Source organism: Blautia sp. HCP3S3_C12, assembly GCF_052064155.1.
Lineage (GTDB): Bacteria > Bacillota > Clostridia > Lachnospirales > Lachnospiraceae > Blautia_A.
Window position 1 is genome coordinate 82,509 of sequence record NZ_JBQHWC010000011.1, and the last position, 21,658, is coordinate 104,166.

The 21,658-nt window shown below is 43.2% G+C and carries 16 protein-coding genes; 15 read left to right on the forward strand and 1 reads right to left on the reverse strand.

Annotation, left to right across the window (positions count from 1 at the left end; translation table 11 throughout):
• Positions 1 to 5 precede the first annotated feature (5 nt).
• The 15 genes from gltB to ACTNDS_RS10295 all read left to right on the forward strand — a co-directional run bounded on the left by gltB (position 6) and on the right by ACTNDS_RS10295 (position 20,616).
• Entirely contained in the window at positions 6 to 4,559 is a 4,554-nt protein-coding gene (gltB, locus tag ACTNDS_RS10225; RefSeq protein WP_441035521.1) for a glutamate synthase large subunit, read from the forward strand.
• A 128-nt stretch (positions 4,560 to 4,687) separates the two neighbouring features.
• On the forward strand, positions 4,688 to 6,172 hold the full coding sequence (locus ACTNDS_RS10230; protein WP_441035498.1) for a glutamate synthase subunit beta: 1,485 nt from the start codon (positions 4,688 to 4,690) through the stop codon (positions 6,170 to 6,172).
• Between the two features lie 338 nt (positions 6,173 to 6,510).
• Positions 6,511 to 6,768 carry a type II toxin-antitoxin system HicA family toxin gene (locus ACTNDS_RS10235; RefSeq protein WP_025579462.1) on the forward strand — a complete coding sequence of 86 codons (258 nt, stop codon included), beginning with the start codon at positions 6,511 to 6,513 and terminating at the stop codon, positions 6,766 to 6,768.
• Positions 6,752 to 7,114: a type II toxin-antitoxin system HicB family antitoxin gene (locus ACTNDS_RS10240; protein ID WP_441035501.1), complete on the forward strand. Its 363-nt coding sequence runs from the start codon at positions 6,752 to 6,754 to the stop codon at positions 7,112 to 7,114. The genes ACTNDS_RS10235 and ACTNDS_RS10240 overlap by 17 nt, the downstream gene beginning before the upstream one ends.
• A gap of 292 nt (positions 7,115 to 7,406) precedes the next feature.
• The gene (locus tag ACTNDS_RS10245) at positions 7,407 to 8,729 is read left to right on the forward strand and encodes a glutamine synthetase family protein (RefSeq protein WP_062807541.1); all 1,323 of its coding nucleotides are present in this window, start codon (positions 7,407 to 7,409) and stop codon (positions 8,727 to 8,729) included.
• A 248-nt stretch (positions 8,730 to 8,977) separates the two neighbouring features.
• On the forward strand, positions 8,978 to 9,532 hold the full coding sequence (locus ACTNDS_RS10250; RefSeq protein ID WP_055153468.1) for an ANTAR domain-containing response regulator: 555 nt from the start codon (positions 8,978 to 8,980) through the stop codon (positions 9,530 to 9,532).
• A 393-nt stretch (positions 9,533 to 9,925) separates the two neighbouring features.
• Complete coding sequence (gene aspS, locus ACTNDS_RS10255; RefSeq protein WP_441035523.1) at positions 9,926 to 11,257, forward strand: aspartate--tRNA(Asn) ligase; 1,332 nt, start codon at positions 9,926 to 9,928, stop codon at positions 11,255 to 11,257.
• Positions 11,258 to 11,375: 118 nt separating this feature from the next.
• On the forward strand, positions 11,376 to 11,669 hold the full coding sequence (gatC, locus tag ACTNDS_RS10260) for an Asp-tRNA(Asn)/Glu-tRNA(Gln) amidotransferase subunit GatC (RefSeq protein ID WP_008704901.1): 294 nt from the start codon (positions 11,376 to 11,378) through the stop codon (positions 11,667 to 11,669).
• An 11-nt stretch (positions 11,670 to 11,680) separates the two neighbouring features.
• Complete coding sequence (gene gatA / locus ACTNDS_RS10265; protein ID WP_441035504.1) at positions 11,681 to 13,150, forward strand: Asp-tRNA(Asn)/Glu-tRNA(Gln) amidotransferase subunit GatA; 1,470 nt, start codon at positions 11,681 to 11,683, stop codon at positions 13,148 to 13,150.
• Entirely contained in the window at positions 13,147 to 14,589 is a 1,443-nt protein-coding gene (gene gatB / locus ACTNDS_RS10270) for an Asp-tRNA(Asn)/Glu-tRNA(Gln) amidotransferase subunit GatB (protein ID WP_441035525.1), read from the forward strand. The genes gatA and gatB overlap by 4 nt, the downstream gene beginning before the upstream one ends.
• A gap of 250 nt (positions 14,590 to 14,839) precedes the next feature.
• Complete coding sequence (locus tag ACTNDS_RS10275) at positions 14,840 to 16,054, forward strand: LL-diaminopimelate aminotransferase (protein WP_441035506.1); 1,215 nt, start codon at positions 14,840 to 14,842, stop codon at positions 16,052 to 16,054.
• 100 nt (positions 16,055 to 16,154) lie between these two features.
• Complete coding sequence (locus ACTNDS_RS10280; protein WP_441035507.1) at positions 16,155 to 17,939, forward strand: bifunctional metallophosphatase/5'-nucleotidase; 1,785 nt, start codon at positions 16,155 to 16,157, stop codon at positions 17,937 to 17,939.
• 69 nt (positions 17,940 to 18,008) lie between these two features.
• Entirely contained in the window at positions 18,009 to 18,335 is a 327-nt protein-coding gene (locus tag ACTNDS_RS10285) for a cupin domain-containing protein (RefSeq protein WP_173743026.1), read from the forward strand.
• Between the two features lie 150 nt (positions 18,336 to 18,485).
• Entirely contained in the window at positions 18,486 to 19,754 is a 1,269-nt protein-coding gene (locus ACTNDS_RS10290; RefSeq protein ID WP_441035509.1) for a M18 family aminopeptidase, read from the forward strand.
• A gap of 52 nt (positions 19,755 to 19,806) precedes the next feature.
• Entirely contained in the window at positions 19,807 to 20,616 is an 810-nt protein-coding gene (locus ACTNDS_RS10295) for an HAD family hydrolase (protein WP_441035511.1), read from the forward strand.
• 24 nt (positions 20,617 to 20,640) lie between these two features.
• Here ACTNDS_RS10295 and ACTNDS_RS10300 read toward each other — a convergent pair whose 3' ends face one another.
• Complete coding sequence (locus tag ACTNDS_RS10300; protein WP_433844138.1) at positions 20,641 to 21,585, reverse strand: AEC family transporter; 945 nt, start codon at positions 21,583 to 21,585, stop codon at positions 20,641 to 20,643.
• Positions 21,586 to 21,658 lie beyond the last annotated feature (73 nt).

The window sequence follows — 21,658 nt, forward strand, 5'->3', positions numbered from 1 at the left end:
AGATTATGAAAGAAGTGAGAGAACAGCAGCAACAACAAGGTCTGTACCGGCCTGAATTTGAACATGACAACTGCGGTATCGGAGCAGTTGTCAATATCAAAGGAAAGAAAACCCACGATACTGTTGCAAACGCATTAAAAATCGTAGAACATCTGGAACACCGTGCAGGTAAAGATGCAGAAGGCAAAACCGGTGATGGTGTAGGTATTCTTCTTCAGATTTCTCATAAATTTTTCAAAAAAGCCTGTAAGAAAGAGGGATTTGAAATTGGAGATGAGAGAGAATACGGTATCGCACAGTTTTTCTTCCCACAGCACGAGATCAAACGCGCGCAGGCAAAGAAGATGTTTGAGATCATTCTTGAGAAAGAAGGTCTGGAACTTCTTGGATGGCGTCAGGTTCCGGTATTTCCGGAAGTGCTTGGACACAAGGCAAGAGAATGTATGCCATGCATTATGCAGGCATTTATCAAAAAGCCGGAAGATGTGGAAAAAGGTCTTCCATTTGACCGTATGCTCTACATTGCAAGACGTGAGTTTGAGCAGAGTAATGATAATACTTATGTAGTATCCATGAGCAGTCGTACCATCGTTTACAAAGGTATGTTCCTGGTTGGACAGCTTCGTACATTCTTTGAAGATCTCCAGAGTCCGGATTATGAATCTGCGATCGCCATGGTACATTCCCGTTTCAGTACCAACACAAACCCAAGCTGGGAGAGAGCACATCCCAACCGCTTTATGGTACACAACGGTGAGATCAACACCATCCGCGGCAACGCAGATAAGATGCTTGCAAGAGAAGAAAATATGGAATCACCATATCTGGAGGGACAGCTTCATAAAGTGCTCCCTGTTGTAAACAGAAATGGTTCCGACTCTGCAATGCTTGACAATACACTGGAATTCCTGGTAATGAGTGGCATGGAGCTGCCTCTTGCAGTGATGATCACAATCCCTGAACCATGGGCAAACAATGATACTATTTCACAGGCAAAGCGTGATTTCTATCAGTACTATGCAACCATGATGGAGCCATGGGACGGACCTGCATCTATCCTCTTCTCAGACGGTGATGTGATGGGAGCTGTCCTGGACAGAAACGGTCTTCGTCCATCCAGATATTATATCACTTCTGACGGATACATGATTCTTTCCTCCGAAGTTGGTGTATTGCCGATTCCGGAAGAGAAAATCGTATTAAAAGAGCGTCTTCATCCTGGAAAAATGCTCCTTGTAGATACTGTAAAGGGAAAAGTGATCGATGACAATGAACTGAAAGAGGGATATGCAAAAATGCAGCCATACGGTGAATGGCTGGATAGTCATCTGGTACAGTTAAAAGATATCAAGATTCCTAACGAAAGACCGGAAGAATATACACCTGAGCAGAGAGCACGTCTGCAGAAAGCATTCGGCTATACTTATGAGCAGTACCGTACTTCCATCAGAAACATGGCGTTAAACGGAGCAGAGAGCATCGGAGCTATGGGTGTGGATACCCCGCTTGCAGTATTTTCCAAACAGAACAGGCCATTATTTGACTACTTTAAACAGCTCTTTGCACAGGTTACCAATCCTCCAATCGATGCGATCCGTGAGGAGATCGTTACCAGCACAAGTGTTTATGTAGGTAAAGACGGAAACCTGCTGGAGCAGAAACCGGAAAACTGTCAGGTATTAAAAATCAACAACCCGATCCTGACAAATACAGACATGATGAAGATCAAGAGCTTCAAGCATGAGGGCTTCAAGACAGCTGTTGTTTCTACCTTATATTACAAGAGCACCAAGCTTGAGAGAGCAATTGACCGTCTTTTTGTAGAAGTAGATAAAGCATTCCGTGAGGGTGCAAACATCCTTGTTCTTTCAGACAGGGGAGTAGATGAAAACCATATGCCAATTCCGTCACTTCTGGCAGTATCCGCAGTTCATCAGCACCTTGTAAAAACAAAGAAGAGTACCTCTCTTGCCATCATTCTGGAATCCGGAGAACCGAGAGAAGTACATCATTTTGCAACTTTACTTGGCTATGGTGCAAGCGCCATCAACCCATACCTTGCCCTTGAGACAATCCATGAGCTGATCGACAGCCATATGCTGGAGAAAGACTATTATGCAGCAGTTGATGACTACAATCATGCAGTCATCAGCGGTATTGTAAAGATTGCTTCCAAGATGGGTATTTCCACCATCCAGTCTTATCAGGGATCTCAGATCTTCGAGGCAATCGGTATTTCCTCAGATGTGATCGAGAAATACTTTACTGGTACAGTTAGTCGTGTAGGCGGAATCACACTGGAAGACATCGAAGAGAATGTAGAGAAACTTCACTCAGAAGCATTTGACCCGTTAGGACTTCCGACAGACCTGACACTGGACAGCGTTGGTGCACATAAGATGAGAAGCCAGGGAGAGGAACATCGTTACAATCCTCAGACCATCCATCTTCTGCAGCAGTCCACATGGACAGGAAGCTATGATCTGTTCAAACAGTACACAGATCTGGTAGATAAAGAAAACCACGGAAACTTAAGAGGTCTTCTGGACTTTAAATTTGCCGAGACACCGGTTCCGCTTGAAGAAGTAGAAAGTGTAGATGAAATCGTAAAACGATTCAAAACAGGTGCCATGTCCTATGGTTCCATTTCACAGGAAGCACATGAGACACTGGCGATCGCCATGAACCACCTCCATGGAAAATCCAACACAGGTGAGGGTGGTGAAAGTGACGAGAGACTGGACTCTGCAGGAAGCAGCAATGACAGATGCTCCGCAATCAAACAGGTTGCCAGCGGACGTTTCGGTGTAACCAGCCGTTACCTTGTATCTGCAAGAGAAATCCAGATTAAGATGGCACAGGGTGCAAAACCAGGTGAAGGTGGACATCTTCCTGCAAAGAAAGTATATCCATGGATCGCTAAGACCCGTCATTCCACACCGGGTGTCAGCCTGATCTCCCCGCCACCGCACCACGATATCTATTCTATCGAGGATCTGGCACAGTTAATTTATGACCTTAAGAATGCAAATAAATATGCAGATATTTCTGTCAAACTGGTATCAGAAGCAGGTGTCGGTACCGTCGCAGCAGGTGTTGCCAAAGCCGGTGCACAGACCATCCTAATCTCCGGTTATGACGGAGGTACAGGTGCAGCTCCGAGAAGTTCTATCCACAATGCTGGACTTCCATGGGAACTGGGACTTGCAGAAACACATCAGACACTGCTCAAAAATGGGCTGAGAAACCGTGTACGCATTGAGACTGACGGTAAGCTTATGAGTGGTCGTGACGTTGCAATCGCAGCATTGATGGGTGCAGAGGAATTTGGTTTTGCAACAGCTCCTCTCGTAACCATGGGATGTGTAATGATGCGTGTATGCAACCTGGATACCTGCCCGGTAGGTGTGGCAACACAGAATCCGGAACTTCGTAAGAGATTCAAAGGTAAACCGGAATATGTAGAGAACTTCATGCGCTTTATCGCACAGGAATTAAGAGAATACATGTCCAAACTGGGATTCCGTACAGTCAGCGAAATGGTTGGCCGTACAGATCTCCTTGTTCAGACAGACAATGTACAGGAACCACATCAGGGCAAAGTAGACTTAAGTGCGATCCTGAACAATCCATTTGCAGGCAAAGATCAGAAAGTTACCTTTGACCCGAAAGCCGTATACAACTTCGAACTGGAAAAGACCATGGACGAAAAAGTTCTGGTTAAGAAATGTGCAAATGCCATCAATAAAGGTCAGAAAACAGAGCTTTCTGTAAACCTGACAAACATTGACCGTACATTCGGAACAATCCTTGGTGCAGAGATCACAAGAAAGAACAAAGACGGACTTGCAGATGACACCATCACTGTACACTGCAACGGTGCCGGCGGACAGAGCTTCGGTGCATTTATCCCGAAAGGTCTGACACTGGAACTGACCGGTGACAGCAATGACTACTTCGGAAAAGGACTTTCCGGTGGTAAACTGATCCTGAAAGTTCCGGAGAAAGCTGCTTACAAGGCAGAAGAGAACATTATCGTAGGTAACGTTGCCCTCTATGGTGCAACCAGCGGTACTGCATTTATCAATGGTGTTGCAGGCGAACGTTTTGCAGTCCGTAACTCCGGTGCATCTGCAGTTGTAGAAGGTGTAGGAGAGCACGGTTGTGAATATATGACAGGTGGCCGCGTAGTCGTACTTGGCAAGACTGGCAAGAACTTTGCAGCAGGTATGAGTGGCGGTATCGCATATGTACTGGATGTAGACAATGTCCTCTACAAAAACCTGAACAAGGCTATGATTTCCATCGAAAAAGTGGAAAACAAATATGACAAAAAAGAACTCCGTGACCTGATCGAAGCTCATGTAGAAGCTACAGGCTCCAAACTCGGTGCGAAAGTTCTGGCTGACTTTGACTATTATCTGCCACACTTCAAAAAACTCATTCCGAATGAGTACAAGAAGATGGTAACATTAAGTGCAAAACTGGAAGAAAAGGGACTCAACAGTCAGCAGGCACAGATGGAAGCGTTTTACGAAAGTATTGGCGCTAAACATTGATAATAATTGAATATATCGTGTGAACTTATCAATGTTGCCCCGTCATCTTTTGAAGTAAATAAAAAAAGATGGCGTGGGTTATACCATACCAGCATTGCCGCAGCCAGTGCGGCGAAAAGGAGGAAATCATGGGCAAACCAACAGGATTTTTAGAATATGAGAGAGAGACGGCAAAAGTTCTGCCGCCAAAGGTCCGCATCGCAAACTTCAAAGAATTCAGGACCCCATTAAATAAAGAAAAACAGAAACTTCAGGGCGCACGCTGCATGGCATGCGGTGTCCCATTCTGCCAGTCAGGTATGATGATCGGCGGTATGGCATCCGGCTGTCCTCTGCACAACCTTGTACCTGAGACAAACGATCTGGTTTATACAGGCAACTGGAAACAGGCATACTTAAGACTGAGCAAGACACACAGCTTCCCGGAATTTACTTCCCGTGTCTGCCCTGCACTCTGCGAAGCAGCCTGCACCTGTAATATAAACGGAGAACCAGTCTCCACAAAAGAAAATGAACGTGCGATCATCGAGACAGCCTACGAGAACGGATGGGTAACTCCGCAGATCCCGGAAGTGCGTACAGGCAAATCCATCGCAGTCATCGGAAGCGGTCCGTCTGGACTGGCAGCAGCTCAGCAGTTAAACAGACGAGGCCACAGCGTAACTGTATTTGAAAGAAAAGACCGTGTAGGCGGACTTCTCCGTTACGGTATTCCTAACATGAAGCTGGACAAAGCTGTTGTTGACAGAAGAATCCATCTTATGGAAGAAGAGGGAGTTAAATTCGTTACAAATGTAAACGTAGGAAAGGACATCAAAGCAGAAGAACTTCTGAAACAGTTCGACCGCGTCATCCTTGCCTGCGGAGCATCCAATCCACGAGACATTAAAGTTCCGGGACGGGATGCAAAAGGAATTTATTTCGCAGTAGATTTCCTGGGACAGGTAACAAAAGCGCTGTTGGACTCTGATTTTGCCAAAGTTCCATATGAACTTGCCAAAGGAAAAAATGTTTTGGTCATCGGTGGTGGTGATACAGGAAATGACTGTGTAGGAACATCTATACGTCTGGGTGCCAAATCTGTGATCCAGTTAGAGATGATGCCGAAGCCGCCAGTGGAAAGAACACCATCCAACCCATGGCCGCAGTGGCCGAGAGTCCTCAAAACAGACTATGGCCAGGAAGAAGCCATTGCTGTATTCGGACATGACCCACGAGTATACCAGACTACTGTTACAGAATTTATCAAAGATAAAAACGGAAATGTCTGCCAGGCAAAACTCACTAAATTAAAGAGTGAAAAAGATGCAAAGACAGGACGTATGATGATGGTTCCTGTAGAAGGAACCGAAGAAGTCATCCCTGTAGACGTAGTCCTTATCGCAGCAGGATTCCTTGGCAGTGAGAAATATGTAACAGATGCATTTAAGGTAGCCATCAATGGAAGAACTAACGTAGATACAAAGCCAGATCAGTACCAGACCTCCGTAGACAAAGTCTTCACTGCAGGAGACATGCACCGAGGCCAGTCCCTGGTAGTATGGGCAATCCGCGAAGGCAGAGAAGCTGCGAAAGCGGTGGATGAATCACTGATGGGATATTCCTATCTGTAAAAATAAGATAAAATATGAGAAAGGTGCTATTGCCTGACGGAAAAGGATGTCAGGCAACAGCACCTTTTTTGAAAGTGATTTTTGGGTCTTGCATTATAATAATTATAGTTGACAGAGAATAATACATTTGCTACACTAAATTTGCATATCTAAGATAATTTTTGAGCTATTCGGTTCATCCATTTCCCTTTATGATTAAGTACAAAAGACAGTATTTTTGAATTTGTATTTTGCGTATTTCTCTTTCGGAGAATACAGAAATCTTTTCAAATTTGGTATAGAAAAATTGATTGACACCATATACGATACCACATATAATGTAAATAGGAGATATAAGAATGTCAAAATGGGATAAACTGATAACACGTATATGTAATTTATCAAAAGATCTTCGGTTTGATGAATTGCGAAAAGTATTGGAAAGTTATGGATATGAAATGAATGTTCCGAGAAGTGGAAGCAGTCATTATACATTTAGAAAGTCTGGATGTATGCCTATTACAATACCAAAACATGAGCCGATAAAGAAAGTATATGTAGAAATGGTAAGGGAAATAGTAGAAAGTGAGGCGAAGAATCATGAAGACGCTGAATGATTATATGTCAATGTCTTATCGCATGGAAGTTGTAGAAGATAAAACCGAAGGAGGATTCGTAGTTTCGTATCCGGATCTCCCTGGTTGCATTACCTGCGGAGAAACAGTGGAAAGTGCAATTTCAAATGCCCTGGATGCAAAAAAAGCATGGCTTGAAGCTGCATTAGAAGAAGGAGTAGAAATCCATGAACCAGATAGCCTTGAAGATTATTCCGGACAGTTTAAACTGAGAATTCCAAGAAGCCTGCATAGACTACTGGTAGAACATTCTCAGAGGGAGGGAATCAGTATGAATCAGTACTGCGTATATCTTCTTTCGAGAAATGATGCGGTATTCTCAAAATAGCGATTATAAGTAAGCTGCAAAGCGTGTTATTGAAAGCGTAGCGCACAGTAACATGGAAAGAGCCGGTGATTTATTTATAAAAATAAGCAGTTGACAAAAAATAGTCATGTTGCTATAATTGCCTACATGAACAAAGGCGTTCTTTCTATAGAAAAGTAACTGTAGAAAGTGCGCCCTTTTTTATATCACTATAAAAAGAATCTATAAAATTTCCAGACAGGACAAAACTGTATCGAAGAATTATTAAGAAAGCAAAAACAGCAGAAACTATGCTGACAAGGAGTGAATGAAAATGGGGAATTATACCAGAGAAGAAATATTACAGATGGCTGAGGAGGAAGACGTGGAATTTATCCGTCTCCAGTTCACAGATATGTTCGGAACGCTGAAAAACATCGCCATAACTGCCCGGGAACTTCCCCGTGCACTGGACAACCGATGTATTGTAGATGGTTCCTTTATCGCAGGAATAGCAGGAGAATCTGAACCGGATATGTACTTAAGACCGGATCTTGACACTTTTGCAATTCTCCCATGGAGACCACAGCAGGGAAAAGTTGCCAGACTGTTATGCGATATCTATTGTCCGGACGGAACCCCTCATGAGAGAAGTCCGAGATATATCCTGAAGAAAACCGCCCGGGAGGCAAAGAAGGAGGGATACACCTGTCTGGTAGATCCGGAATGTGAATTTTTCCTTTTTCATACAGATGATAACGGAGTTCCGACTACTGTAACACATGAAAAGGCCGGATATCTGGATGTCAGCCCTGTGGATCTGGGTGAAAACGCAAGACGTGATATTGTATTAAATCTGGAAGACATGGGGATTGAGGTAGAATCTTCTCACCATGAAACTGCTCCTGCACAGCATGAAGTAGATTTCAAATACGGTGAAGTCCGTACGATTGCAGACCGGATCATGTCATTCAAGATGACGGTCCGTACCATTGCCAAACGCCATGGACTTCATGCGACATTTATGCCGAAACCAAGGGCAGAAGTAAACGGTTCCGGAATGCACATTCATTTCTCCTTATTTAAAGATGGAAGAAATGTATTCGTCAATCCGGGAAATCCACAGGAATTAAGCGAAGAAGCTTATTACTTCGTAGGAGGTCTTCTGGCTCACAGCAAAGAGATGGCACTGATCACCAATCCTATCGTAAATTCCTACAAACGTCTGGTTCCGGGCTATGAAGCACCGACAGAGCTGACATGGACAAAGAACAACCAGAATTCACTGGTAAGAATTCCGGGATCCAGAGGTATGGAGACAAGGATCGAACTGAGAAGTCCGGATGCAGCAGCAAATCCGTATCTGGTATTTGCAGTATGTCTGGCAGCAGGACTGGATGGAATCAATAAGAAGATTTATCCGACTAAGTCCTCCAGCAGAGAGTTATCCGAAACAGACCAGAAAGCAATGAAGATTGAAAATCTTCCGGGAAATTTGAACGAAGCAATTGATTACTTCGAACAGAGTGACTGGATCAAAGAAGTACTTGGAACAGAATTTTGTAAAGAATACGCAGCAGCCAAGAAAAAAGAATGGTTGCGTTATACAAGAGAAATTTCAGCCTGGGAAATCGAGGAATACTTATACAGAATTTAACCGAATCAAACAAGTCCCCTGTAGAAATTGTAAAAGGCAATAAGCAGTGGGTGGGGACTTGTTTGTATCAGGAGGAGCGAAGCTTCTTCTGATAAACTGCGAAGCAGTTATTCGGTTATGAGCAAGTAGCGAAGCGGATTGCGAACATCCGCTTGATCAAAATCAAACAAGTCCCCTGCGGAGGTTGTAAAAAGCAATAAGCAGTGGACGGAAACTCAGGCTGTAACAGAAATAGGAGTGGCAGAGTTATGAGTAGCAGCATTGTGATTGCGTTACCGAAAATTGAAGACGCAAAGAAAATCCGCACAATACTTAACAGACATGGGCTCACAGTAGCTTCTGTCTGCAGCTCTGTCTCTAATGCGCTGGCCAGTATCTCAGAACTTGACAGTGGTGTCCTGATATGCGGGTATAAGCTGACAGATGCCTATTATAAAGACGCTCTCGATGACCTGCCACAGTATTTTGAAATGCTGCTTCTGGCTTCTCAGCGTATTATAGATGAAGCACCGAATTCCGTCAGCACTGTACAGATGCCGATGAAAGCAAGCGTACTGATAGATACGGTCAATGACATGCTCTATCATCTGGAACGCCGGATCAAAAAAGAAAAGAAGAAACCAAAGCCCAGATCAGAAAAAGAACAGAATTATATCTCGAATGCCAAACGCCTTCTGATGGAAAAAAACCAGATGACAGAAGAGGAAGCATATCGACACATCCAGAAATGCAGCATGGATTCAGGAACCAACATGGTAGAAACTGCACAGATGTTACTCATGCTGATGTATGATGAAATCTGATTTTTCAAACACGTTCTAAATAAAATATCCGAAAATAATAAGGAGAATTTTGTAAAAAATGACGATATTATTTTGACAGAATATGTGGTAATATACAGAATATATTTTTGTTCATATCAAGTTAGAGGCAAAATACATTTTAACCCTAACATTATATTATATATAGAAAGAACACAAACAAACATAAAATAGATAATAACAGGAAGAATGATTACAAAGGCGTAATCAGAGAGTCCAGGGGATAAGTGTCTCCGGATTTTCTGATTACGCCTTTTTGATATTCCAGGGTTTTAAGCCAAAAAGTCGTTGTGCTTGCACGAAAAGCCTTTTGAACTTGAAACCAGTGAAGATATCACAAAGGTTTTCAGAAATGAAGAAATGGAGGATGAGGAAATGGAATTTATGGATGGAACATGGAAAAAAGAAATCAATACCTGGGAGGAACTCGTAGGTAATAATCTCCTGAACCAGGAAGCCGTAATCGAAGGCGCTGTTCACAGCATCCGTAATATGGGTGATGTGGCATTTATCATTCTTAGAAGAAGGGAAGGCTTATTCCAGACAGTCTATGAAAATGAAATGGCAAATGTTTCCATTCATGAATTGAAGGAAGCAATGACGGTCAGGGTGAAAGGAATCCTGCATGAAGAGGAGAGAGCACCCCACGGAAGAGAACTTCTTATCCGTCATATTGATATTTTATCAACACCTGCAGAACCTCTTCCGATGGCAATCGACAAATGGAAACTGAACACTTCTCTGGAAGCAAAATTAAACTACAGACCGATTTCCCTGAGAAACATTCAGGAGCGTTCCAAATTTAAAATCCAGGAGGCACTGACAAAAGCATTCCGAGATTATCTTTACGGACAGGGATTTACAGAGATTCACACTCCGAAGATTGGAGCCAGAGGAGCAGAGGGTGGAGCAAACCTTTTCAAGTTCAGCTACTTCCACAAACCTGCAGTACTTGCGCAGAGCCCACAGTTCTACAAACAGATGATGGTTGGCGTATTTGACAGAGTATTTGAGACAGGTCCTGTATTCCGTGCTGAGAAACATAACACCAAACGTCACTTAAATGAATACACCAGTCTGGACTTCGAGATGGGATATATTGACAGCTTCGAAGAAATTATGGCAATGGAAACAGGATTCCTCCAGTATGCCATGAACCTTCTGAAAACAGAATATGCAAAAGAAGTACAGATCTTGAAGCTTGATATCCCGGATGTATCCAAAATCCCGGCAGTCCGTTTTGACGTAGCCAAAGAACTGGTATCGCAGAAATATAACCGTAAGATCAGAAATCCATTTGACCTGGAGCCGGAAGAAGAAGCACTGATCGGACAGTATTTCAGAGAAGAATATGGCTCAGATTTCGTATTTGTCACACATTATCCGTCAAAGAAACGTCCATTCTATGCAATGGATGATCCGGAAGACGCAAGATTTACCTTAAGCTTTGACCTGTTATTCAAAGGCCTTGAGATCACAACAGGCGGACAGCGTATCCATGATTACAACATGCTGGTACAGAAAATTGAAGACAGAGGTATGACGCAGGAAGGCATGGAACAGTATCTGGATACCTTCAAACATGGTATGCCGCCTCACGGTGGACTGGGAATCGGTCTGGAACGTCTGACCATGCAGCTTATCGGTGAAGAGAATGTTCGTGAAACCTGTCTCTTCCCGCGAGATATGAACCGTCTGGAACCGTAAATAAGTCAGAAACTTGGAAAGCTGCCTATATATTGACCGGAAACGGCAGGTTGATTCCGGGCAGAAAGAAATAAAAGCAATATTGAATGTTACAGGCAGTATATATAAGGAGAAAAACATGGCAAAGATCATAGATGATGAAACAATGGAAAATGTCTGCATCCTGGCCAAGCTTTCCCTCTCGGAAGAAGAAAAGGAAAAAGCAAAAGCTGAAATGCAGAAAATGCTTGATTATGTAGAGAAACTGGATGAACTGGATACATCGGAAGTAGAGCCTATGTCCCATATTTTCCAGGACGAAAACGTATTTCGTGAGGACGTTGTCACAAACGGAGACAACAAAGAAGCAATGCTGGCAAATGCACCGAAGGCAAAAGAAGGACAGTATCAGGTTCCGAAAACCATAGGATAGGAGACAGGACAATGGAGTTGGAAAAATTAACAGCCCTGCAGCTTGGGGAAAAAATAAAACAGCGTCAGGTCAGCGTCCTGGATGGAGTAAAAACTGTTTTTGAACAGATTGAGAAACAGGATTCAGAAGTACACGCTTATCTTGACACATATAAAGAAGAAGCATACAAACGTGCAGAAGAAGTACAGAAAGGCATCGAGGACGGTACTTATACCAGTCCTCTTGCAGGCGTACCCATCGCGATCAAAGATAATATCTGTATTAACGGAAAGAAAACTACCTGTGCATCAAAGATTCTTGAGAATTTTGTGCCTCAGTATAATGCAGAAGTCATTGACCGTCTGGAAAAAGCCGGACTGGTCATTATCGGAAAAACAAACATGGATGAATTTGCCATGGGAAGTACCACAGAGACTTCCGCTTACGGCATCACCAGAAATCCATGGAATCTGGAACACGTACCAGGCGGTTCTTCAGGTGGTTCCTGTGCTGCAGTGGCAGCAGGAGAAACTTATCTGGCACTTGGTTCAGATACAGGTGGATCTATTCGTCAGCCAAGTTCCTACTGTGGTGTAACCGGAATTAAACCAACCTATGGAACAGTATCCCGTTACGGTCTTGTAGCTTATGCGTCTTCCCTGGATCAGATCGGACCTGTAGGAAAAGACGTATCTGACTGTGCAACTCTTCTGGAGATCATCGCAGGACATGATACAAAAGACAGCACATCCATGAAAAGAGAAGATCTTCAGTTCTCCAAAGAACTGACAGGAGATATCAAGGGGATGAAATTCGGGGTTCCTGAAGAATATCTGGCAGAGGGACTTGATCCGGAAGTAAAAGCATCTTTTATGGGTGTTCTTGATACGCTGAAAGAACTGGGAGCAGAAGTAGAATTCTTCTCTATCAAAACCATGGAATACATGATTCCGGCTTATTATATTATCGCCAGTGCAGAAGCAAGTTCCAACCTGGAACGTTTCGATGGAGTGAAGTACGGTTTCCGTGCAGCAGAATATGAAGGTCTTCACGACATGTACAAAAAGACCAGAACAGCAGGTTTCGGTGAGGAAGTAAAACGCCGCATCATGCTTGGTTCCTTCGTATTAAGCTCAGGTTATTATGATGCATACTATCTGAAGGCACTCCGCACAAAAGCCCTGATCAAGAAAGAATTTGACCAGGCATTTGGCAAATATGATGTGCTCCTTGCACCTGCATCTCCATTTACAGCACCGAAGATCGGTGAAAGTTTAAAGAATCCCCTTGCCATGTATCTTGGAGATATCTACACAGTAGCAGTCAATCTCTGCGGTCTTCCGGGAATTACAGTTCCATGCGGAAAAGACAGCAAAGGTCTCCCAATCGGTATCCAGATGATCGGGGACTGCTTCATGGAAAAGAAAATCCTGCGTGCAGCACACGCCTATGAAACCAGCCGCGGCTCCTTTGCCGTGCCAGGAGAAGGAGGCACCAGATAATGAAACAGTACGAAACAGTCATAGGACTTGAAGTCCATGTAGAACTTGCAACAAAAACAAAAATTTTCTGCGGATGCTCCACAGAGTTCGGAGGAGCACCCAATACACATACATGTCCGGTCTGCACAGGTATGCCGGGTTCCCTGCCTGTATTAAATAAGAAAGTAGTAGAGTTTGCCCTAAAAGCAGGTCTTGCAGCAAACTGCCAGATCCATCAGTACTGCAAATTTGACCGTAAGAACTATTTCTATCCGGATAACCCACAGAACTATCAGATCTCTCAGTTATATCTGCCAATCTGTCATGACGGATGGGTAGAGATTGAAACCTCTGCAGGCAAAAAGAAAATCCGCATCCATGAAATGCATATGGAAGAGGATGCAGGTAAACTGATCCATGATGAATGGGAAGACTGCTCCCTGGTAGACTATAACCGAAGCGGTGTCCCGCTGATCGAGATCGTATCTGAGCCGGATATGAGAAGCTCTGAGGAAGTAATCGCCTATCTTGAAAAACTCCGTTGTATGATGCAGTATCTGGGTGTATCAGACTGTAAGCTTCAGGAAGGTTCCATGCGTGCAGACGTTAACCTTTCTGTCCGTGAAGTGGGAGCAGAAGAATTCGGTACCAGAACAGAGATGAAGAACCTGAACTCTTTCAAAGCCATTGCCAGAGCAATCGAAGGCGAAAGAGAACGTCAGATCGAACTGATCGAAGAAGGCAAGGCAGTTACACAGGAAACACGCCGCTGGGATGACAATAAAGAATATTCCTACGCCATGCGTTCCAAAGAAGATGCCAAAGACTACAGATATTTCCCTGATCCAGACTTGCCTCCGATCCATATTTCTGATGCATGGATTGAAAAGATCAAAGCAGAACAGCCGGAGCTTCGCGAAGTGAAACAGGTCCGCTATCAGGAAGAGTACGGACTCCCGGCATATGATGCGGGAATCCTTACAGAATCCCGTCATCTTGCAGGTCTTTTTGAAGAAACAGCAGCAATCTACGGAAATGCAAAGAAGACAGCAAACTGGTTTATGGGTGAGGTACTCCGCCTGACAAAAGACAAGGCAATGGATCCGGAACAGGTATCTTTCTCACCGAAACATCTTGCAGATCTTCTGGTAATGGTAGAAAAATCCGAAGTCAGTCCTCAGAATGCCAAGAAGGTATTTGAGAAAGTTTTTGATAAAGATATTGATCCTGTAGCCTACATTGAGGAACATGGTCTGAAGATTGTAGAAGACACAGGACTTCTGGAAGAAACCATCAACAGGATCCTGGATGCTAACCCAGGACCACTTTCAGAACTTCTGGGAGGTAAAGATAAAGTCATGGGCTTCTTTGTAGGTCAGATCATGAAAGAGATGAAAGGCAAGGCAAATCCTGCAAGCGTCCGCGAGACACTAATGAAAGAAGTAGAGAAGCGCAAATAAAATAAATCACCCCGGACATTATGGCCGGGGTAAAAAATGTTAACATATTACCAGTGAACAGTAATGTTAATATTAAAAATTATGTTCAGAAAACACTTTGAGACTTTACATTATTAAATAATTAAGTATAATAAAATTCGAATAAAACATATTTGAAGAAAAGACACAAATAGAAATGGAAAGGCAAAGCAGCAGCCTGCTGTAGACAGGTATATAAAAACTGCGAAATATGCCAGGGAGGAAATCAAACATGGTAACAGTAAACCACAACTATCTGAAATTACCGGGAAGCTATCTGTTTTCCACAATTGCAAAAAAAGTAAAAGCATATAAAGAAGCCAACCCAAAGGCAAACGTGATCTCACTGGGAATCGGTGATGTAACCCAGCCTTTGGCTCCGGCGATCATTGAAGCACTCCATAAATCTGTAGATGAAATGGGAGATGCAGCTACTTTTCATGGTTATGCACCGGATCTTGGTTATGAATTCTTAAGATCTGCCATTGCAAAGAATGACTACAAAGACAGAGGATGCGACATTGAAGCAGACGAAATTTTTGTCTCTGACGGTGCAAAGAGCGATTCCGGAAATATCCAGGAAATCTTCGGACTGGATAACAAGATTGCAGTGTGCGACCCTGTATATCCTGTATATGTAGATACAAACGTAATGGCAGGCCGTACAGGAGAATACAACAAAGAACGTGGTAACTTTGATAACGTAATCTATATGCCATGTACAGCATCCAACGGCTTCCTTCCGGAATTCCCGGAAGAAGTACCGGATCTTATCTACCTTTGCTTCCCGAATAACCCAACTGGTGGTGCCATCACCAAACCCCAGCTTCAGGAATGGGTGGACTATGCAAATAAAAACGGTTCCGTCATTATCTATGATGCAGCATATGAAGCATACATTTCCGAAGAAGATGTACCGCACAGCATCTATGAGTGCGAAGGAGCAAGAACCTGCGCCATCGAACTGCGCAGCTTCTCCAAAAATGCAGGTTTCACAGGTGTCCGCCTCGGCTTTACAGTTGTACCAAAGGATCTGGTTCGTGACGGTGTAGATCTCCACAGTCTCTGGGCAAGACGTCATGGCACTAAATTCAACGGTGCTCCATACATCGTACAGCGTGCAGGAGAGGCGGTATACTCTCCTGAAGGAAAAGCACAGCTGAAAGAACAGGTAGGTTACTACATGAGCAACGCCAAAGCTATCTACGAAGGTCTGGCATCAGCAGGCTATTCAGTATCCGGTGGCGTAAACGCTCCGTATATCTGGCTGAAAACACCGGATAAGATGACTTCCTGGGAGTTTTTTGACTATCTTCTTGAAAAAGCCAATATTGTAGGAACTCCGGGCTCAGGATTTGGTGCTCATGGTGAGGGATTCTTCCGCCTCACTGCGTTTGGAACCCATGAGAATACCATAGAGGCCATTGAGAGAATCAAAAATCTGTAGTTTTTCGGTTGCAATAGTATTAAAAAGAATGGCAGAAGCTGTTGAATATGCCTCCTTTCTCAAGTATACTTAAGGTATTAAAGAAAGGAGGCGTATTTTTATGAAACAAAGAACAATGCTTTATTTATTCACTCTTTCAGCAGTAATGGTGTCTGCTACAGTATATGCAGGCGAAACAAAACCGGAAATCCAGATCGCAGCGGAGAGTACAACCGGCAGTCTGAAGGATATGGAGCTTAATGACAATCAGATTGTTCTTCTCTTTGACAGTGATGTACATGGAGGAATCAGCAGTGATGAAAATTATTCCGGTTCTTCTGCAAGCCTTGGTTATGCAGGACTTGCTGCGGTTAAGGCAGAAGTTGGTGAAACAACAGATCAGCTGACGGTGATTGACCTGGGGGATGCGATCCAGGGTTCTGTTGTGACCACAGAGTCAGATGGACAGGATGCAATGGATCTTATGGAAAAGATAGGATATGATATCTGCATACCGGGAAATCATGAATTTGATTATGGTATGGATACTTTTCTCTCCTATGCACAAAATGCATCAGCAGATTTCCTTTCCTGTAATTTTGTCAGCACAGAGACAGGAGAGACTGTTTTTGATGCTTACAAAGTAGTTCCCTATGAAGTTAATGGAAGAGAAATTAAAATCGGCTATGTAGGAATCTGTACACCGGAAACGATCACAAAATCTACGCCTACTTATTTCCAGAATGAAGACGGAGAATTCATCTATGGTTTCAGTGCACAGACCAATGAGCAGTTATATGAAACCGTCCAGAATGCAGTAGATGCCGCTGTTTCAGACGGTGCGGATTATGTGGTGGCATTGGCACATCTTGGTGATTCCGGTGTGGAAGAAGCATGGTCTTCCCGCAATGTGATCAAAAATACAGAAGGTATTGATGTGATCCTAGACGGACACGCTCACGACACCATTGCAGGTGAAGTGATCAATGACAAAAATGGAGATGAGGTTCTCCTCACTGCTGTAGGGACCAAGCTTGAAAATATCGGAGTTGTCAAATTTGACGCTTCACAGGACAATGAAATGACCATATCCAGTGGTCTTGTCAATGAACTGACAGAGGATGAGATTTCTTCAGAAGTCTACACAGAACTAGATACTATGGTTAAGGATATTGAAAAGAAATATGAATATCTGTTTGTAAAAGTAGGAAATACAGAACATGCACTTGTGATCAATGATCCGGATAATCCGGAAATACGACTTGTGCGCAATGAAGAGACAAATATGGGTGATTTTATCACAGATGCATACCGCATCCAGACAGGAGCAGATATTGCATTTATGAACGGAGGAAGTATACGTGCAGATATTGGTGCAGGCGAGATCAAATATATGGATCTGATCACTGTATTGCCGTGGAACTCAGAGGCGGGAGTCATTGAAGTAACAGGACAGCAGATTCTTGACTGTCTGGAAATGGGAGCACGCCTGGCACCGGAAGAATGCGGCGGATTTATCCAGCCTTCCGGACTGACCTACACCATTGATACCACAATGAAATCCTCTGTAAATGTAAACAGCGAAGGTGAGTTTGTTTCTGTAGATGGTGAATACCGCGTAAAGGATGTTATGGTGGGAGAGGAACCTCTTGATAAGGATAAAACCTATACTCTTGCCATTAACAGATATTATTCTGAAGAATGTGGAGATGGAATGACCATGTTTAAGGGATCAAAGGTTATATCACCGGCTGAAGGAGAAGAATGGACCATTGATCATGACCTGGTTATTGATTATATAGCTTCCCTTGACGATGTGATTGGTGATGAGTACGCACAGGCACATGGACAGGGACGAATTACCCTGGTCACAGAAGAGAAAGCAGACGATACGGCGGAAGAATAAAAAAATGGTATTTTATACAGAACCGTGGTATTATAAAAGACAAAGTATAATTTACAGGAGGACAATGCAATGAGAATCAGACGTGAAGAGCATATGGCAGGCGGCAATGGACATGTAATTATCAAGGAGCTTCTGGATGCAGAGCAGTTAAACGGTAAATGTGGACTGTATGCACAGGTAACTCTGGAACCGGGATGTTCACTGGGATATCATGAGCATCATGGAGAAAGCGAAACTTATTATATTTTACAGGGACAGGGAGAGTACAATGATAATGGTACTTATCGTCCTGTTAAGTCCGGCGATATTACTTTTACTCCGGATAATCATGGACATGGACTTGCCAATACAGGAAACACAGATTTGGTATTTATGGCATTGATCATTAAAGACTGATAGCTAAAAAACAGCAGCAGATATTTTTCGAAAGGAAAAACTGACTGCTGTTTTTTGTTGCTAAGACAAAGCCGGGTGGCTATAATAAATACAGACTTTGGTATTTGAGATTTACCATAAAATAAGAATTGCACAGATGGAGAAAAACATATGTATAAGAACAATGCAAAAAAATTATTGAAATTTATAGAGAAAAGCCCTACTGCATTTCAGGCAGTGGCAGAGATGACGAAAAGACTTGAAAAGGAAGGCTTTGAAGAACTGAAAGAAGAGAAACACTGGAAGCTTAAAAAAGGTGGAAATTATTATGTGACCAGAAATCATTCTGCTATCATAGCTTTTTCTATTCCTGAAAAGCCTGTATGGAAATTTCATATTATGGCAAGCCACAGTGATTCCCCTTCTCTTAAGATCAAAGAGAATCCGGAAATAGAGGTGGAGAATGCTTATATCAAACTGAATGTAGAGCGTTACGGTGGAATGATTCTGTCTCCATGGTTTGACAGACCTCTGTCAGTGGCAGGAAGACTGATCGTTCGTCAGGATGGAAAGGTCAGAGAGAAGATGGTGACTGTGGACAGAGATCTGCTGGTTATTCCCAATCTTGCCATTCACATGAACAGGGAAGTAAATGAGGGATACAAATATAATGTACAGAAGGATATGCTGCCTCTTTTCAGTGATAAGGAAGGAAAGGGCAGATTTATGGAAACTGTGGCTGAAGCTGCAGATGTAAAGACAGAAGATATTCTGGGACATGATCTGTTTCTTTATGACAGGACTCCGGGTGCTCTCTGGGGAATAAATGAGGAATTTGTTTCTGCGCCCAGACTGGATGACCTACAGTGTGCATTCTCTTCTCTGGAAGGATTTCTGCAGGGAGAGCGTAAGGAAAGTATTGCTGTCCATTGTGTGTTGGATAATGAAGAAGTGGGAAGCAGTACAAGACAGGGGGCTGCCTCCACATTCCTTAAGGATACTCTGATGCGGATCAATATGGGACTGGGACGAACTCAGGAGGAATACTATATGGCACTTGCAGACAGCTTTATGATTTCTGCAGATAATGCTCATGCTCTCCATCCAAACCATACAGATAAGACAGATCCGGTAAATCGTCCGGTGCTGAATGAGGGAATCGTGATCAAGTACAATGCAAATCAGAAATATTGTACAGACGGAGTGTCCGCTGCAATTTTCAAAGACATTTGTCACAGGGCAAAGGTGCCGTACCAGACTTTTGTGAACCGCTCAGATATGGCAGGTGGTTCCACACTGGGAAATATTTCCAATACTCAGGTTCCTATGAAAACAGTGGATATTGGTCTGGCACAGCTTGCTATGCATTCTGTATATGAAACTACAGGTGCCAAGGATACAGAGAGCCTGATAAAGGCTGCGTCAGTGCTTTTTGCATAGCTTGTGGGCACACTGGCAGATAAAATGTAAATATAGATCAGGAGATAAGAAAGTGAACAGAAAAGCAGTGTTTTTTGATGCAGACGGAACACTCTGCGATATGGAAAAGGGTGTACCCCAGAGCACGAAGGAGGCATTGAAGAAATTAAGAGAAAACGGTCATGAAGCATGGCTGTGTACAGGCAGGAGCAGGGCCTTTGTTTCCTGGTATCTGGAAGAACTTCCGTTTACCGGTATGATCAGTGCCTGCGGGGCTACCATTGAAAAGGATGGAGAACGTCTTTTTAATAAAGAGATGACTCCGGAGATTGCAAAAAAGTCAGTGGAAATTCTGCGCAGATATGGTCTGGTCCCGGTTATGGAAGGTGCAGATTTTATGTATTATGATAAGGATGAATATAATACAGATGTGAACTGGTATACAGACCTGATCACAGAATCTCTGGGACCCAAATGGCGTCCCATCAAGGGAAATGAAGACTGTATGCACATTAATAAAATCAGTGCAAAAATGATAAAGGGTTGTGATGCAGAGGCTGCCTGCAGAGAACTGAGTAAGTATTATGATATTATCCGTCATGAGAGCGGTTCAGGAATTGCGGGAACTACCATTGAACTTGTTCCCAAAGGCTTTAACAAGGCAGTGGGAATCTCGGCAGTGTGCAGGCTCTTTGATATTCCATGGGAGGATACCATCGTATTTGGAGACAGCAATAATGATCTTGCCATGTTTGAATATGCGGCAGTGAAGGTTGCTATGGGAAATGGTTCAGAGAAAATAAAAGCTCTGGCAGACCATATTACGCAGGATATGTTCCATTATGGAATCAGAAATGGATTGGAATATTTGAAGCTGATATAAAGTTCTAATATAAAAAGCCTGGGATCAGATCAGTCCCAGGCTTTTGCATATGTAGAGCCAGATTGTCATGGTAAAGGAGCTTAACAGAGTGGTAGTCATAACCACACCGGAAGTAAAATCGCCGTCATACTCCATATTTTTGGCCATGATATAACAGCTTACAGTAGTGGCAGAGCCTAGCATGATAATGATAGCCACCAGCATATCATGGGAGAAGCCAAATAATACGGCAATGGGAAGAAATACAGCTTCATATCCTACAAGCTTCAGAAAGGTACAGGCGATCAGCGGTTTTGGCCTTGAAAAGGCTTTGCCGAATTTCAGCGCACCGCCCATAGCCATCAGACCAAGAGGAGTAGCGGTTTTTCCCAGGTTATTCACAGAGGTTCTTATGATTGCAGGCAGAGGAAGATGTAAAAGGGACCATACCATGCCAACAAGGATTCCAAGGATAATAGGATTAGTGGCAATGCCTTTTAGGGTTTTGACAAGCTTTGCGGTATCTAGCTTTCCACCTCCGGGTGCGAAAAGGGAAAGTGTGGTAACTGCCATTACATTATACAGAGGCACACTTCCGATGATCATAAGGGGAGCCATTCCTGCATTACCGTAGAGATTCTGGATAATGGCGATGCCAAGGATGGCAGCACTGCTGCGGTAAGAAGCCTGGATAAATTCACCCTGAATATTGCGTGGCTTCAGTAAATAGGAAAGTCCTGTGGAAATTCCAATACTGATCAGTGTTACAAAGAAGCAGAACAATACAAATTTCGTATTCCAAACACTGTAAAAGTCAGACTCTGCAATATCCAGAAACAAAAGTGCAGGAAGTGCGGCATTAAATACAAATTTGTTCAGGCGGCTTACAAAGGTGTCATCAAAAAGTCCGATCCGTCTGAAAAAAAGTCCCAGCATCAAAGTAAGAAAAATGGGAATGGTGGCATTAAGACAGAAAACAAGATTTTCCATAACAGGTGTCCTTTCAAAATTAATAACATTCATGATTATAAACATTTGTCAGGAATTGTCAAATACGGATTTC

What these genes read in the sequence shown, in the direction of transcription:
- ACTNDS_RS10285 (WP_173743026.1), top strand. Translation starts at nt 18,009, where the DNA reads ATGAGAATCAGACGTGAAGAGCATATGGCAGGCGGCAATGGACATGTA.
- ACTNDS_RS10235 (WP_025579462.1), top strand. Translation starts at nt 6,511, where the DNA reads ATGTCAAAATGGGATAAACTGATAACACGTATATGTAATTTATCAAAA.
- ACTNDS_RS10240 (WP_441035501.1), top strand. Translation starts at nt 6,752, where the DNA reads ATGAAGACGCTGAATGATTATATGTCAATGTCTTATCGCATGGAAGTT.
- ACTNDS_RS10250 (WP_055153468.1), top strand. Translation starts at nt 8,978, where the DNA reads ATGAGTAGCAGCATTGTGATTGCGTTACCGAAAATTGAAGACGCAAAG.
- ACTNDS_RS10245 (WP_062807541.1), top strand. Translation starts at nt 7,407, where the DNA reads ATGGGGAATTATACCAGAGAAGAAATATTACAGATGGCTGAGGAGGAA.
- aspS (WP_441035523.1), top strand. Translation starts at nt 9,926, where the DNA reads ATGGAATTTATGGATGGAACATGGAAAAAAGAAATCAATACCTGGGAG.
- gatA (WP_441035504.1), top strand. Translation starts at nt 11,681, where the DNA reads ATGGAGTTGGAAAAATTAACAGCCCTGCAGCTTGGGGAAAAAATAAAA.
- gltB (WP_441035521.1), top strand. Translation starts at nt 6, where the DNA reads ATGAAAGAAGTGAGAGAACAGCAGCAACAACAAGGTCTGTACCGGCCT.
- ACTNDS_RS10290 (WP_441035509.1), top strand. Translation starts at nt 18,486, where the DNA reads ATGTATAAGAACAATGCAAAAAAATTATTGAAATTTATAGAGAAAAGC.
- ACTNDS_RS10300 (WP_433844138.1), bottom strand. Translation starts at nt 21,585, where the DNA reads ATGGAAAATCTTGTTTTCTGTCTTAATGCCACCATTCCCATTTTTCTT.
- gatC (WP_008704901.1), top strand. Translation starts at nt 11,376, where the DNA reads ATGGCAAAGATCATAGATGATGAAACAATGGAAAATGTCTGCATCCTG.
- ACTNDS_RS10280 (WP_441035507.1), top strand. Translation starts at nt 16,155, where the DNA reads ATGAAACAAAGAACAATGCTTTATTTATTCACTCTTTCAGCAGTAATG.
- ACTNDS_RS10230 (WP_441035498.1), top strand. Translation starts at nt 4,688, where the DNA reads ATGGGCAAACCAACAGGATTTTTAGAATATGAGAGAGAGACGGCAAAA.
- ACTNDS_RS10275 (WP_441035506.1), top strand. Translation starts at nt 14,840, where the DNA reads ATGGTAACAGTAAACCACAACTATCTGAAATTACCGGGAAGCTATCTG.